This window comes from Flintibacter porci, assembly GCF_041925195.1.
Taxonomy (GTDB): Bacteria; Bacillota; Clostridia; order Oscillospirales; family Oscillospiraceae; genus Lawsonibacter; species Lawsonibacter porci.
In genome coordinates this window covers 37,058-53,134 of record NZ_JBHEVB010000015.1, presented here as the reverse complement: position 1 = coordinate 53,134, position 16,077 = coordinate 37,058, and the positions used below count along the sequence as shown (strand labels likewise).

The 16,077-nt window shown below is 57.9% G+C and carries 9 protein-coding genes and 1 pseudogene; 9 read left to right on the top strand and 1 reads right to left on the bottom strand.

Annotation, left to right across the window (positions count from 1 at the left end):
* Nucleotides 1-53 precede the first annotated feature (53 nt).
* On the bottom strand, nucleotides 54-1,409 hold the full coding sequence (locus ACEVJL_RS13845) for an oxygen-binding di-iron domain-containing protein (RefSeq protein WP_374738179.1): 1,356 nt from the start codon (nucleotides 1,407-1,409) through the stop codon (nucleotides 54-56).
* A gap of 153 nt (nucleotides 1,410-1,562) precedes the next feature.
* Between ACEVJL_RS13845 and ACEVJL_RS13840 the strand changes: the two genes are divergently transcribed.
* From ACEVJL_RS13840 to ACEVJL_RS13800, 9 genes and pseudogenes are all read left to right on the top strand, one after another.
* The gene (locus ACEVJL_RS13840; protein WP_374738178.1) at nucleotides 1,563-1,700 is read left to right on the top strand and encodes a hypothetical protein; all 138 of its coding nucleotides are present in this window, start codon (nucleotides 1,563-1,565) and stop codon (nucleotides 1,698-1,700) included.
* 120 nt (nucleotides 1,701-1,820) lie between these two features.
* Nucleotides 1,821-3,026: an AGE family epimerase/isomerase gene (locus ACEVJL_RS13835; protein WP_008981833.1), complete on the top strand. Its 1,206-nt coding sequence runs from the start codon at nucleotides 1,821-1,823 to the stop codon at nucleotides 3,024-3,026.
* 89 nt (nucleotides 3,027-3,115) lie between these two features.
* Nucleotides 3,116-4,042 (top strand): dihydrodipicolinate synthase family protein, encoded by a 927-nt coding sequence (locus ACEVJL_RS13830; RefSeq protein ID WP_008981834.1) that lies wholly within the window; start codon nucleotides 3,116-3,118, stop codon nucleotides 4,040-4,042.
* A 124-nt stretch (nucleotides 4,043-4,166) separates the two neighbouring features.
* Nucleotides 4,167-5,678, top strand: a complete 1,512-nt coding sequence (locus ACEVJL_RS13825) for a sodium:solute symporter family protein (protein ID WP_008981835.1) — start codon at nucleotides 4,167-4,169, stop codon at nucleotides 5,676-5,678.
* Nucleotides 5,679-5,749: 71 nt separating this feature from the next.
* Nucleotides 5,750-6,202, top strand: coding sequence for a NanQ anomerase/TabA/YiaL family protein (locus tag ACEVJL_RS13820; protein ID WP_235397658.1), 453 nt, complete (start codon nucleotides 5,750-5,752; stop codon nucleotides 6,200-6,202).
* A gap of 397 nt (nucleotides 6,203-6,599) precedes the next feature.
* Entirely contained in the window at nucleotides 6,600-10,478 is a 3,879-nt protein-coding gene (gene rpoB, locus ACEVJL_RS13815) for a DNA-directed RNA polymerase subunit beta (RefSeq protein WP_374738177.1), read from the top strand.
* 21 nt (nucleotides 10,479-10,499) lie between these two features.
* Entirely contained in the window at nucleotides 10,500-14,174 is a 3,675-nt protein-coding gene (gene rpoC, locus ACEVJL_RS13810) for a DNA-directed RNA polymerase subunit beta' (RefSeq protein ID WP_374738176.1), read from the top strand.
* Nucleotides 14,175-14,730: 556 nt separating this feature from the next.
* Nucleotides 14,731-15,228 (top strand): annotated as a pseudogene (locus tag ACEVJL_RS13805) (O-acetyl-ADP-ribose deacetylase); the annotation flags it as partial.
* A gap of 256 nt (nucleotides 15,229-15,484) precedes the next feature.
* Complete coding sequence (locus ACEVJL_RS13800) at nucleotides 15,485-16,042, top strand: TetR/AcrR family transcriptional regulator (RefSeq protein WP_110440105.1); 558 nt, start codon at nucleotides 15,485-15,487, stop codon at nucleotides 16,040-16,042.
* Nucleotides 16,043-16,077: the final 35 nt, after the last annotated feature.

The window sequence follows — 16,077 nt, the reverse complement described above, 5'->3', positions numbered from 1 at the left end:
GATAAAGAAAATACCCCCGTTTCGCTTCATGCGAAACGGGGGTATTTTGATGTTCAGGCTAAGGGTTCAAAATCACTGGCGGGACGGCGGCAGATGGGGCAGATGAAGTCGTCAGGCAGGGTGTCCGACTCGTAAACAAAGCCGCAGATCTTGCAGACAAAGCCCTTGGGCTTGTCCTGGGGAGCGGGAGATTCCTCGACCACTTCTTCGCCCTTCACGCTGGCGGCGAGGACCTTGGCCAGGGCCTCCAGCTCGGCGTCCTGGCCGGGAGCCAGGGTAGACTTCAGGGTGACAGGGGCCTCCAGAATCTCCATGCCCTTCATGCCGGAGAGAATTTCAGTCATCAGCTTGCCGCTGGCGGGAGCCCAGGAACCGTTCTGAATCAGGGCAACCTTGCGGCCCCGCAGGGCGTGGTGGGCGATGATGTCGTGGAGGAGGTTCTCCATGGAGACAAAGATGCCGTTATTATAGGTGGTGGAGGCAAAGACGATGTGGCTGTACTTGAAGGCGTCGGAGAGAACGTAGGAGTAGTGGGTCACCGACACGTCGTACATCTCCACAGGGATTCCCATCTCGGCCAGACGGCAGGCCAGAATGTTGGCGGCCGTCTCGGTGCCACCGTACACGGAGGCAAAGGTGATGAGCACGCCCTGGACCTCGGGCTCATAGGCGGCCCACTTGGCGTACTTATCCACGATGTAGCCCAGATCCTTGCGCCACACGGGACCGTGGAGGGGGCAGATCATCTGGATGTCCAGGCCGGCGGCCTTTTTCAGCAGGGCCTGAACCTGGGGACCGTACTTGCCCACGATGTTGGTGTAATACCGGCGGGCCTCATCCAGCCAGTCCCGGTCAAAGTTTACTTCATCGGCAAAGAGTACGCCGTTGAGGGCGCCGAAGGTGCCGAAAGCATCGGCGGAGAAGAGAATCTTATCGGTGGAGTCGTAGCTCACCATAACCTCGGGCCAGTGGACCATGGGGGCATTGACAAAAGTGAAGGTGTGCCGGCCGGTGGTGATGGAGTCGCCCTCGTTGACCAGATGGACCTCCTTGGGATCGGTGCAGTGGAACTGGCGGATCATGTTCAGGATCTTGCCGTTGCAGACGATGGTGGCCTCGGGATGGCGGAGCATCACATCGCCCAGAGTGGCGGCGTGGTCGGGCTCCATGTGGTGGACGAAGACATAGTCCAGTTTACGACCGCCCAGAGCATACTCCAGATTTTCAAAGAACTGGGTCTGGACGGCCCGGTCCACCGTGTCAAACAGCACGGTCTTCTCATCCAGCAGCAAGTAGGAGTTGAAGGACATCCCACGGGGAACCGGATGGGTGCTCTCGAACAGGGGGTGCTGGCGGTCGTTTCCGCCGATCCAAATCAGATCTTCGGTGACATGACGGATACAGTGCATATTGAAAACCCTTCTTTCTGGTAAAGTATCTTGAAACTGCCCTTTATCATATCACACACCTTAGAAAATTGGTAGCGGGTTTTTACCGCCGGAAACTGTGAGAGATGACGGAAGAAAGGGAAAAGGGGAGAGGCTCCGGAGGAGGGAAGTAGAATGAAAATTATTTTCAGAGCGAGGAGAAGCAGAAGTGAGCCAGAAAAGAATGGAATAAATACAGGTAAAAAACCACATGCTTCAAGAAAATTTCACATTCATTTGTCATTATACACAAAAATTGTGAAAAAATTTTAAACACTAATACGAATTGAAAATTATTTTCACGAGTGCTATGATGGTTACAACAAAAGGAAAACAAGTAAACAGAGCGGACAGATATCAAAGATATCTGACAAAGGAAAGGTTGGTCTTAACATGGATGTAAAGAAACTGGAACAGGCCAAGCAGTGGGTGGAAAAGGAGCTGGCCAGCAGCGCGGAGTTCTGGCTGAAGTACGGTATGGACAAGGAGCACGGCGGCGTGTACACCTGCATCGACCGCACCGGCCGGCTGTTCTCCACCGACAAGAGCGTGTGGATGCAGGGCCGCTGCGGCTGGACCTACGCCTACCTGTGTCATGTGTACGGCAAGCGGGATGAGTGGATGCAGGCCAGCAAGAGCTGCCTGGACTTCATGGAGAAGTACTGCATCAACCGCGAGGCCGGTGACCGGATGTACTTCACCGTCACCGCTGACGGCAAGCCTCTGCGTCAGCGCCGCTACTGCTTCTCCGAGGGCTTCTACGCTCTGGCCAACGCCGAGTATTACGGCTTGACCGGCGAGAAGGAGTACATTGAGCGTGCCCGCCGCGCCTACGAGCTCATCTGGAACCTGAACAACGGTCTCATCAAGGACCCCACCGGCATGGGCCCCAAGACCATTCCCGAGACCCGCACCGGCCGGGCTCTGGCCGACCCCATGATCTACCTGAACATTACCTCGGTCCTGCGCCGCTGCGACCCTGAGCAGCGCGAGCTGTACGATGCGCGGGCCAAGGAGTGCGTGGAGACCATCTTTAAGTATCACCACAAGCCCGAACTCAAGTGCACCCTGGAGACCGTGGGTCCCAACGGCGAGTTCATGGGCGACATCTCTGCCGGCCGCTTTGTGAACCCCGGCCACGACATCGAGTGCTCCTGGTTCCTGATGGAGCAGGCCAAGTACACCAACGACGACGAGCTGCGCCGCAAGGCCATGGAGGTCTTTGACATGGCCATCGCCAACGGCTGGGACAATGAGTACGGAGGAATCCTGTACTTCATCGACTGCAAGGGCTTCCCCCCCGAGGCTTATGAGCACGACATGAAGCTGTGGTGGCCCCACAACGAGGCCCTGATCGCCAGCCTGATGATGTATCGGGACAGCGGCGATGAGAAGTACCTGGATTGGTTCTTCAAGGTGCTGGATTACTGCAAGACCTACTTTGCTGACGACGAGTACGGTGAGTGGTACGGCTATCTCCGCCGGGATGGCAAGCCCACCATGCCTGCCTGCAAGGGCTGCACCTTCAAGGGTCCCTTCCATGTGCCCCGCTGCCTGATCATGGTGGATACCATGCTGGGCGAGATCCTGGCCCGCTGAACATGTTCCCTAACCGCGCAGTGTGCGCGGAGAAACCTCTCCGGGCCTGAAGCGAGGCCGGAGACACATATATAGAGGAGGAAAAAATCATGAGCAATCTGGACAAGTATAAGGGCATTATTCCTGCATTCTACGCCTGCTATGACGAGCAGGGCAACGTCAGCCCCGAGCGGGTGCGCGCTCTGACCCAGTACTATGTGGACAAGGGCGTCAAGGGCGTGTACGTCAACGGCTCCTCCGGCGAGTGCATCTACCAGGGCGTCGCTGAGCGTAAGATCATCATCGAGAACGTGATGGCCGTGGCCAAGGGCAAGCTGACCGTCATCAACCACGTGGCCTGCAACAACACCCGGGACAGCGTGGAGCTGGCCAAGCACTCTGAGGAAGTGGGCGTGGACGCCATCGCTTCTATCCCTCCCATCTACTTCCGCCTGCCTGAGTATTCCATCGCTGCTTACTGGAATGCCATCAGCGCTGCCGCTCCCAACACCGACTTTGTCATCTACAACATCCCCCAGCTGGCCGGTACCGCTCTGACCATGAGCCTGTTTGCTGAGATGATGAAGAACCCCAAGGTTGTGGCTGTGAAGAACTCCTCCATGCCCACCCAGGACATCCAGATGTTCAAGGCCGCCGGCAAGGCTGCCAAGGGCGAGTTCGTGGTGTTCAACGGTCCCGACGAGCAGTTTGTGGCCGGCCGCGCCATCGGCGCTGACGGCGGCATCGGCGGCACCTACGGCGTCATGCCCGAGCTGTTCCTGAAGCTCAACGAGCTGATCGTTGCCGGCGAGCGGGACAAGGCCACCGAGCTGCAGTATGACATCAACGAGATCATCTACAAGATGTGCTCCAGCCACGCCAACATGTACGCCGTGGCCAAGGAGATGCTCCGCATCAACGAGAACCTGGATCTGGGCGGCGTGCGTGAGCCTCTGGAGAACCTGCAGGAGGCCGACAAGGCTGTGGCCAAGGAGGCCGCCGCTATGGTCATGGCTGCCAAGGCTAAGTACTGCTGATCTATTGTATAACCGATCCCCCGCATAACAATCCTCCGCAAAGCCAATCGCGCCGGACAGGCGGAGTGTAGTGCCGCCTGTCCGGGAGAATTTAAGATAAGGGAGATAACAACACATGCCTAACATGCAAGGTTTTACTTACATTGACCTGGCAGTACTGATCGTCTATCTGCTGGCGGTTCTGTTTGCTGGTCTGCACTTTGCCAAGAAAGAGATGAAGGGCAAAGAGTACTTCAAGGGCGACGGAACTGTGCCTTGGTGGGTCACCTCCGTGTCCATCTTCGCTACCCTTCTCAGCCCCATTTCCTTCCTGTCCCTGGCCGGCAACTCCTACGCCGGCACCTGGATCATGTGGTTTGCCCAGCTGGGTATGCTGCTGGCCATTCCTCTGACCATCAAGTTCTTCCTGCCTATTTACAGCAAGCTGGACATTGATACCGCTTACCACTACCTGGAGCTGCGCTTCAACAGCAAGTTCCTGCGCGTGCTGGGCGCTGTTATGTTCATCATCTATCAGGTGGGCCGTATGTCCATCATCATGTACCTGCCCTGCATGGTGCTGTCCTCTCTGATGGGCATCAACGTGAACATCCTGATCATCATCATGGGCATCATCGCCATCATCTACTCCTACACCGGCGGCCTGAAGAGCGTGCTGTGGACCGACTTCATCCAGGGTTCCGTGCTGCTCATCGGCGTTACCTTCGGTCTCATCTTCCTGATTGCTCACCTGGATGGCGGTTTCGGTGCCATCATCAACGAGTTTACCAACAACCACAAGTTCCTGGCTGTGGATCAGCCCATCTTTGACGCCAACATCCTGAAGGACAGCGTGTTCCTGCTGATCGTGGGCGCCGGCTTCAACACCATGGGCTCCTACGTCTCCTCTCAGGACATCGTGCAGCGCTTCACCACCACCACCGACACCAAGAAGCTCAACAAGATGATGCTGGCTAACGGCTGCCTGTCCATCTTCATCGCTACCGTGTTCTACCTCATCGGCACCGGCCTGTATGCCTTCTATCAGACCCAGGGCAACCCCCTGCCCCCTGCTGCTCAGCAGGATCAGATCTTCGCTTCCTGGATTGCCTTTGAGCTGCCTGTTGGCGTCACCGGCCTGCTGCTGGCCGCCATCTATGCCGCTGCTCAGTCCACCCTGTCCACCGGCCTGAACTCCGTGGCTTCCAGCTGGACCCTGGACATTCAGGAGCGTCTGTCCAAGAAGAAGCTGAGCTTTGAGACCCAGACCAAGATCGGTCAGTACGTCTCTCTGCTGGTTGGTATCTTCTCCATCGTGGTGGCCATGGTTCTGGCCAACGGCGGCGTCAAGTCCGCTTACGAGTGGTTCAACGGCTTCATGGGCCTGGTTTTGGGCATCCTGATCGGCAGCTTCATCCTGGGCGCCTTCACCAAGGTGGCCAACACCTTCGGTACCACCCTGGCTTTCATCGCTGCTTCCGCTGTGATGGTCTTCATCAAGTACGGCCCCTATGCTGCTGATGTGTCCATCTGGTCCTACTCCATCATCTCCATCGCCGTGTCCCTGGTTGTGGGTATCCCCGCTTCCATGATCTGGCGTGCGGTGAAGGGTGACAAGAGCGTTCCCGCTCCCAACACCACCATCTACAAGAACTAACCTCTGTTTCCACAGAGCTCTGAGGCTCCCGGCCAGGCCGGGAGCCTTCAAAAAACAAGGAGGCCATATCCATGGTATTCGGCAACATCCGTGATCGCAAAGATTATGCCTGGCTGGAGGACGTGGTGGGCAAGTGCTTTGACTATGCCAACACCCACGATCTGCTCAGCTTTGAGAAGGGCAGCCACACCATCGACGGGGACGACCTGTTCGTCAACATCGTGGAGTACGAGACCACCAACGCCGCCGACCGCTTCTGGGAGGCCCACCGGCAGTATCTGGACCTGCACTTCATGCTCCGCGGCCCCGAGCAGATCGATGTGAACTTCATCGACAACATGGAGCAGAAGGAGTTTGTGGAGAAGGACGACTTCCTGCCTCTGGAGGGCGAGCCCAACAGCCATGTAGTGCTCAACGCAGGTAACTTCCTGCTGTGCTATCCCGCCGATGCTCACCGCACTGCGGTGAAGGTAGGGGAGCCCACCACCATTAAAAAGGCGATCTTTAAGATCAAAATTAAATAAGTCAGCAAGGACCATTCCTTTCTAAAAACAACCGCCGCAGGGCCGCAGATGTAAAAATCTGCGGCCCTGCGGCGTTATACAGGACAAGAAAAAATAAAAAAGCGGTTGACAAAAATCTGCCAACCATGGTACAATAAAATGCTTTTATATCCATGTCAAAAAGAACAAGGTCCCCCATGTTCTTGAGACAGTGTAGCATAGCCAATATAAAAAGGCAAGAGAAACCGATAGAAAACGAACAACGCGCCCGGGTGTGCGGAACCAAGTGAAATCCGGGAAATTGTGGATTCTCCACAAAGAAACGGATGGGATTCGCCGCAAACCCACCGGAAAACAGTAGATCTGCCCGTTTAGTGACGAAGAAAGCGAGTTGATTTTTAGAATGGTAAAGGAAAGCATGGAAGACGTGCGCGCCCGCGTGGAAGCCAGAGCCAAGGACGTGTACTACGGCCGGACCCTGCGCAAGAGCTTTGCCCGCTACCAGGAGATCCTGGAGATGCCCAACCTGCTGGAGGTGCAGAAGAAGTCCTACCAGTGGTTCTTGGACACTGGCCTGCGTGAGGTCTTCAAGGACGTAGCCGCCATCACCGACTACGCCGGCAACCTGGAGCTGAGCTTCATCGACTACTCCATGGACGAGAAGCCCAAGTACGACGTGGAGGAGTGTAAGGCCCGGGACGCCACCTACGCCGCTCCCATTAAGGTGAAGGTGCGTCTGCGCAACAAGGAGACCGAGGAGATCAAGGAGCAGGAGATCTTCATGGGAGATTTCCCCATCATGACCAACTCCGGCACCTTTGTGATCAATGGCGCCGAGCGTGTCATCGTCTCCCAGATCGTCCGCTCTCCCGGCATGTACTACACCCGTACTGCGGACAAGGCGGATAACCTGACCTTCGCCACCACCGTGATCCCCTACCGGGGCGCCTGGCTGGAGTATGAGACCGATCTCAGCGACATCTTCTATGTCCGCATCGATAAGAACCGCAAGCTGCCCATCACCTGCCTGATCCGTGCGGTTGGTCCCAAGACCGACGCCGAGATCCTGGAGATGTTCGGTGAGGACGAGCGGATCGTGGCCACCATGGAGAAGGACTCCTGCAAGACCTACGAGGAGGCCCTGCTGGAGATCTACCGCAAGCTGCGTCCCGGCGAGCCCCCCACGCTGGACTCCGCCGAGAGCCTGCTCAACGCCACCTTCTACGATCCCCGGCGTTATGACCTGTCCGCCGTGGGCCGTTACAAGTTCAATAAGAAGATGAACCTGGCCACCCGTATCTCCGGCCACACCCTGGCCATGCCCGTGGCCGACCCCCGCACCGGCGAGATCATCGCCGAGGCCGGTGAGTCCCTGTCCCGTGAGCGCGCCCGTGAGCTGGCCGCCAAGGGCGTCAACGAGGTGGTGCTGGACGACGACGGCAAGCAGGTGAAGGTCTTCTCCAACAACATGGTGGACATGAAGAACTTCGTGGACTTCGATCCCGAGGAGTGCGGCATCTCCGAGATGGTCTTCTTCCCCGTGCTGTGCCAGCTGATGGACCAGTTTAGCGGTGAGGAGCTCAAGGAGCAGATCGCCGCCCATGTGGACGACCTGGTGCCCAAGCACATCATCAAAGAGGACATCATGGCCTCCATCAACTACCTCAACGGCCTGGCCCACAACATCGGCACTCCCGATGACATCGACCACCTGGGCAACCGCCGTCTGCGCTGCGTGGGCGAGCTGATCCAGAACCAGTTCCGCATCGGCTTCAGCCGCATGGAGCGCGTCATCCGCGAGCGTATGACCACTCAGGATCTGGACGTGGTCACCCCCCAGAGCCTCATCAACATCCGTCCTGTCACCGCCGCCATCAAGGAGTTCTTCGGCAGCAGCCCCCTGAGCCAGTTCATGGACCAGACCAACCCTCTGGCCGAGCTGACCCATAAGCGCCGTCTGTCCGCCCTGGGCCCCGGCGGTCTGAGCCGTGACCGCGCCTCCTTCGACGTGCGTGACGTTCACTACAGCCACTACGGCCGTCTGTGCCCCATTGAGACCCCCGAAGGTCCCAACATCGGCCTGATCTCCTATCTGGCTTCCTATGCCCGCATCAACCGCTACGGCTTCATCGAGACCCCCTACCGCAAGGTGGATAAAGCCACCGGTCAGGTCACCGATGAGATCGAGTATATGACCGCCGATGTGGAGGACGAGTATGTTATCTGCCAGGCTACCGAGCCTGTGGACGAGAACAACCGCTTCGTCAACGAGCGTATCACCTGCCGCCGCCGCAACGAGATCATCTCTGTGCCCGCCGCTCAGGTGGATTACGTGGACGTGTCCCCCAAGATGATGGTGTCCATCGCGACTGCCATGATCCCCTTCCTGCAGAATGACGACGCCAACCGTGCCCTGATGGGTGCCAACATGCAGCGTCAGGCCGTGCCCCTGCTGCGTCCTGAGGCCCCTGTGGTGGCCACCGGCCAGGAGCACAAGAACTGCATCGATTCCGAGGTCGCCATCCTGGCCGAGGGACCCGGTACCGTCACCAAGGTGTCCGCCCGGTATATCACCGTCAAGTACGACAACGGCCAGACCAAGGAGTACCGTCTGACCAAGTACCTGCGTTCCAACCACGGTACCTGCATCAACCAGCGGCCCATCGTGAACATCGGCCAGCGGGTGGAGTTCCAGGACGTGCTGGCTGACGGCCCCTCCACCGACCGGGGCGAGATCGCTCTGGGCCGGAACATCCTCATGGGCTTCATGACCTGGGAAGGTTACAACTACGAGGACGCCATCCTGCTCAACGAGCGCATGGTGAAGGAGGACGTGTTCACCTCCATCCACATCGAGGAGTATGAGCTGGAGGCCCGTGACACCAAGCTGGGTCCCGAGACCATCACCCGCGACATCCCCAACGTGGGCGAGGACGCCCTGCGTGACCTGGACGAGCACGGCATCATCCGTGTGGGCGCCGAGGTCCACGCCGGCGACTACCTGGTTGGTAAGGTCGCCCCCAAGGGCGAGGCCGAGGCCACCGCGGAGGAGAAGCTGCTGCGGGCCATCTTCGGTGAGAAGGCCCGTGAGGTCCGTGACACCTCCCTGAAGGTGCCCCACGGCGAGAGCGGCACCATCGTGGACGTAAAAATCTTTACCCGTGAGAACGGCGACGAGCTGTCTCCCGGTGTCAATCAGGTGGTTCGTGTCTATATTGCCCAGAAGCGTAAGATCTCTGTGGGCGATAAGATGGCCGGCCGCCATGGTAACAAGGGTGTTGTTTCCCGCATCCTGCCCCAGGAGGATATGCCCTTCCTGCCCGACGGCACCCCCCTGGATATCGTACTGAACCCCCTGGGCGTGCCTTCCCGTATGAACATCGGTCAGGTGCTGGAGGTCCACTTGGGCTACGCCGCCAAGACCCTGGGCTGGAAGGTGGCTACCCCCATCTTCAACGGCGCCAGCGAGGCCGACATCCAGGAGTGTCTGAAGATGGCCGGTCTGGCCCGCGAGGTGGGCAAGAACGAGCCTCTGATCGGCAAGCAGCTGTATCTGGCCGACGAGGACGGCGAGCTGCAGACCCTGTCCGCTGAGGAGATGGCTGACACCGCCCAGATCAATCAGTGGCAGCAGGAGGGCCGCCTGCGTTTGGTAGACGGCAAGAACTGGCTGTACGACGGCCGTACCGGTGAGCGGTTTGATAACCCCGTCACCGTGGGCTATGTGTACTTCCTGAAGCTGCACCACCTGGTCGACGATAAGATCCACGCCCGTGCCACCGGCCCCTACTCTCTGGTTACCCAGCAGCCCCTGGGCGGCAAGGCCCAGTTCGGCGGCCAGCGCTTCGGCGAGATGGAGGTGTGGGCCCTGGAGGCTTACGGCGCTGCCTACACCCTGCAGGAGATCCTCACCGTCAAGTCCGACGACGTCACCGGCCGTGTCAAGACCTACGAGGCCATTGTCAAGGGCCACAACGTGCCCAAGCCCGGTGTGCCTGAGTCCTTCAAGGTGCTCATCAAGGAGCTGCAGTCCCTGTGTCTGGACATGAAGGTGCTGGACGCCCAGGGCAACGAGATCGAGCTCAAGGACGAGGACGAGGATACCTATCAGCCCGGTGCCCGGGACGATTACTACAAGGACGACGAAGACTTCGGCTATCAGAAGGACGCCGACTTCGCCGCCGCCGGCGGCTTCACCTTCAAGGGTCAGAGCGATGACGACGACCTGACGGTGGAGCTGGACGAGGAGGACGGCCAGGATGAAGAAGAGTCGTACTCCGGCGAGGACTATGAATAAGTAAGGGAGGAAGTCTGAAGAATGAGTTACGCTGAGTTTGACGCCATCCAGATTGGCATCGCCTCCCCTGAGAAGATCCGCGAGTGGTCTTACGGCGAGGTCAAGCGCCCTGAGACCATCAACTACCGCACTCTGAAGCCCGAGAAGGACGGCCTGTTCTGTGAAAAGATCTTTGGCCCCACCAAGGACTGGGAGTGTAACTGCGGCAAGTACAAGAAGATCCGTTACAAGGGCAAGATCTGTGACCGCTGCGGCGTAGAGATCACCCGCTCCAAGGTCCGCCGTGAGCGTATGGGTCACATCGAGCTGGCCGCCCCTGTTTCCCACATCTGGTACTTCAAGGGTATCCCCTCCCGGATGGGCCTGCTGCTGGACATCAGCCCCCGCATCCTGGAGAAGGTACTGTACTTCGCCAGCTATATTGTGATTGATCCCGGTTTCACCCCCCTGTCCCGCAACCAGATCCTCTCCGAGAAGGAGTATCGGGACATGCGGGAGAAGTACGAGGATGACTTTGACGCCGGCATGGGCGCCGAGGCCGTGAAGAAGCTGCTGCAGCAGATCGATCTGGAGCAGCTCTCCGACCAGCTTCGCAAGGAGCTCAAGGACGCCTCCGGCCAGAAGAAGGCCCGCATCGTCAAGCGTCTGGAAGTGGTAGACGCCTTCCGCATCTCCGGCAACAAGCCTGAGTGGATGATCATTGACGTGCTGCCCGTCATTCCCCCCGAGATCCGGCCCATGGTTCCCCTGGACGGCGGCCGCTACGCCTCCTCTGACCTCAACGACCTCTACCGCCGGGTCATCAACCGCAACAACCGTCTCAAGCGCCTGATCCAGCTCAACGCTCCTGACATCATCGTGCGCAACGAGAAGCGTATGCTCCAGGAGGCGGTAGACGCCCTCATCGACAACGGCCGCCGCGGCCGTGCCGTCACCGGCGCCAACAACCGTGCTCTGAAGTCCCTGAGCGACATGCTGAAGGGTAAGCAGGGCCGCTTCCGTCAGAACCTGCTGGGTAAGCGTGTTGACTACTCCGGCCGTTCCGTTATCGTGGTCGGCCCCTCCCTGAAGATCTACCAGTGCGGTCTGCCTAAGGAGATGGCCATCGAGCTGTTCCGCCCCTTCGTCATGAAGAAGCTGGTGGACGACGGCCTGGCCAACAACATCAAGGCCGCCAAGAAGATGGTGGAGAAGGGCGAGGCCGCTGTGTGGGACGCCCTGGAGTTCGTCATCAAGGATCACCCTGTCATGCTCAACCGCGCGCCTACCCTGCACCGTCTGGGTATCCAGGCCTTCGAGCCTGTCCTGGTGGAGGGCCGCGCCATCAAGCTGCACCCCCTGGTGTGTACCGCCTTTAACGCCGACTTCGACGGCGACCAGATGGCTGTCCACGTACCCCTGTCTGCCGAGGCTCAGACCGAGGCCCGGGTGCTCATGCTCTCTGCCAACAACCTGCTGCGTCCCCAGGACGGCGGCCCTGTTACCATCCCCTCTCAGGATATGATCCTGGGTGCTTACTACCTCACCTATGCTCGTGAAGAGGGTGGCCTGGGCCACTGCTTTGCCGACAAGGACGAGGCCATGCTGGCCTACGACTCCGGCATCGTCACCCTCCATACTCCCATCAAGGTGCGTATGTACCGTGAGATCAACGGTGTCATGGAGCACAAGCTGGTGGAGACCACCGTGGGCCGTCTGATCTATAACGAGGCCATTCCTCAGGATCTGGGCTTTGTGGACCGCACCAACCCCGAGACCATGTTCGATCCCGAGATCAACTTCGTGGTGGGCAAGAAGCAGCTGGGCAAGATCATCGACAAGTGCATTACCAAGCACGGCTTCACCGTTTCCGCCGGTGTGCTGGACGCCATCAAGGACCTGGGCTACCACTACTCCACCCGCGGATCTCTGACCGTCGCCATCGCCGATATGACTGTACCTCAGAAGAAGTACGAACTGATCGGCGACACCGAGAAGGAGATCATCAAGATCGACCGGCAGTACCGCCGCGGTCTGATCACCAACGAGGAGCGCTACCGCCTGTCTGTTCAGGCCTGGGAAAAGACCACCGCCGACGTGACCACCGCCCTGCAGGAGTCCATGGACCGCTACAATCCTATCTTCATGATGGCTGATTCCGGTGCCCGTGGTAGTATGGCTCAGATCCGTCAGCTGGCCGGTATGCGTGGCCTGATGGCCGATACCTCCGGCCGTACCATCGAGATCCCCATCAAGGCCAACTTCCGTGAAGGCCTTTCCGTACTGGAGTACTTCATCTCCTCCCGAGGCGCCCGAAAGGGCATGGCCGATACCGCTCTGCGTACCGCCGACTCTGGTTACCTGACCCGTCGTCTGGTTGACGTCTCCCAGGAGGTCATCATCCGCGAGGACGACTGTGGTACCGACGATGGTATCATGGTCAGTGAGATCGAAGAGCACGGCCAGGTCATTGAGACCTTCGCTGAGCGTATCCATGGCCGCTATGCCACGGCCGATATCGTCGATCCTGAGACCGGCGAGCTGCTCTTCACCAAGGACACCATGCTCCGCAAGGAGAATGCCGAGGTCCTGGAGGCCCACAGCATCCACGCCGTCAAGATCCGCTCCGTGCTCACCTGCCGCGCCCGCAGCGGTGTGTGCGCCAAGTGCTACGGCATCAACCTGGCCATCGGCGAGCCTGTGGGCGCCGGCGAGGCCGTTGGTATCATCGCTGCTCAGTCCATCGGTGAGCCCGGTACCCAGTTGACCATGCGTACCTTCCACACCGGCGGCGTAGCCGGCGGCGATATCACCCAGGGTCTTCCTCGAGTCGAAGAACTCTTCGAGGCCCGCAAGCCCAAGAAGATGGCCCAGCTGGCCGAGATTGGCGGCCGCGTGACCATCGAGGAGACCAAGCGCAACGTCATGTGCAACCTGACCATCACCGCCAACGACGGCGAGGTGGTGACCTACGCTCTGCCTTACTCCGCCGGTATCAAGGTCAAGGACGGCGACACCGTGGAGAAGGGCTTCCAGCTCACCGAGGGTGCTCTGTCTCCCCACGAGGTGCTGCGCGTCCGCGGCCTGTCCGACTGTCATAACTATCTGATCCGCGAGGTTCAGAAGGTGTACCGTCAGCAGGGCGTTGACACCAACGATAAGCACATCGAGGTTATTGTCCGTCAGATGATGCGGAAGGTCCGTGTGGAGGACGCCGGCGATTCCGATCTGCTGTCCGGCTCCACCATCGACATCATCGAGTTCCTGGATGCCGAGCAGGCGGTCAAGGACCGTATCGCTGCCGGCGAGAAGAACGAGATGGGCGAGGAGCTGCGTCTGCCCACCTGCACCCGTCTGCTTATGGGTATCACCAAGGCCTCTCTGGCCACCGAGTCCTTCCTGTCCGCCGCCTCCTTCCAGGAGACCACCAAGGTGCTCACCGAGGCTGCCATCAAGGGTAAGGTGGACCACCTGCTGGGCCTGAAGGAGAACGTGATCATCGGTAAGCTGATCCCTGCCGGTTCCGGTCTGACTCAGTACCGCAAGTTTGATACCTTCGACGACGAGGGCAACCTCACCGCTCAGGACGGCGGCATTGTGGCCGACGCTCTGGAGGCTCCCGAGAGCGAGGACGCCGGGGAGGAGCTGCTCTTCGAGGAGGGCGCTATGGAACTGGAGTCTGAGTCCGTGGAAGAGGACCAAGCGCCTGAGCTGTAAGTTTAAATAAAGCCCTGTTTTATCGGGACGCCGCAGAACGCGGCGTCCCGATTTTTATGCATCACATATCCTACAAGATATGAAAAACACGGATCCATGCAATATCGGAATACATAGGGAAAATATGATTCATCGCTAAGAAAATGTTAAAAATATGATATAAATTGATTAAAATAGTTGGATTTATACCATTATTGAAAATAACTGAAAATGTGCACAAAACAGCCTGTATTTTCCATGGCAGAGATTGTAATATCGTACATTGACTGTTTTCAGCTCTCCGACTATGCTAGTGACATAAGGAGAAAGGAGTTGAGCAAAATGGTCCTGAATGATGTGCTCAGCGTTGCTGGGATGCTGGTTGTCGTGGTTGGTATGCTGTGGGCTTTCCAGTCTGAGAACCTGGGCGTCAAGCACCACGCTTAATGACGTAACGATATAAGAACAAAAGGCCGGAGAGCTTCCTGGGGAAGTTCTCCGGCCTTTTCTTGCGCTGGTTGTCTTTTGAGAGAGAATGGGATACAATGATCCTAACATCATAACAGGAGGTGGGGATATGTCCCTGGAAATGCAGAAGGCGGATATTACCAAGTTGAAGGTGGATGCCATCGTCAATGCCGCCAACCGTTCTCTGCTGGGGGGAGGCGGCGTGGACGGCGCCATTCACCGGGCCGCCGGGGCGGAACTGCTGGCGGAGTGCCGGACCTTGGGCGGTTGTGAGACGGGAGAGGCCAAAGTCACCCAGGCCTACCAGCTGCCCTGCCGGTATGTGATCCACACCGTGGGGCCCATCTGGCATGGCGGGCAGCGGGGTGAGCGGGAGAAGCTGGTTTCCTGCTACCGTACCAGCCTGAAGCTGGCCTGGGAGAAAGGGTGCGCCTCGGTGGCCTTCCCACTGATCTCTGCTGGGGTGTATGGATATCCCAAAGAGCAGGCCCTGGAAGTGGCAGTAGAGACCATTCAGGCCTTTTTGCAGGAGCACGACATGCAGGTGATCCTGGTGCTCTTTGACCGTGTGGTGGTCCAAATTGCCCAGGAGAAGTATTTGGATCTTTGGGAGAAATAAAAGCAGAACCCAAGCACTGTTCATGAGAAGAGAATGATTAGGTTTATTCAGAGACCTTTGTGTGATAACGGCCTTTGGGTGCAGAGCATAACCGTAAGCCTCAATTTGGCTTGCGGTTATTTTCTGGTTGATTTGAAATGACACAGAGATATAAAAGAAAGCCTGTTTGGCAGGCAAGAGATTTTGTTTGACAAATTGAGGTGCCATATATTATAATGAACAACGTTCAAGTTGAGGTGATGGAATGAACACGGTTGTCACATCCAAGGAGGAAATTTTAAAAACCAGCCGGGAACTGATTCAGCAGCATGGCTGGTCGGCGGTTAATATCCGCTCTGTTGCGGCAGCCTGCGGCGTGTCAGTGGGATCAATCTATAACTATTATGACTCGAAAGCAGCGTTGGTTGGAGCCACAGTGGAAAGTGTCTGGTGCGAGATTTTTCACCGCCCGGAGGATGGCACGGTGTTTCAGGACACGCAGGCTTGTATTACCTGGATGTACGGACGTATGGAATACGGCTGTAAACAGTATCCTGGTTTCTTTACCCTTCATTCTTTAGGCTTTATGCGGGAGGATAAAACAGACGGAAAACGGCGAATGCAACAAACCTGGCAGCATATCTTAGAGGGACTCTGTTCGGTCTTAAAGAGGGATGCCAATATTCGCCCCGATGCTTTTTCCGAAGAGTTTACCCCGGAGAAATTTGCAGATGTGCTCTTTTCCCTGATGCTGTCTGCTTTGCTGCGCCAGGACTATGACCCGAGTGCGGTGTTGGAAATCGTCCGCAGGACCCTTTATTAAATTCCCACTGAGGTGTGGGAATTTTTTATCCTGGA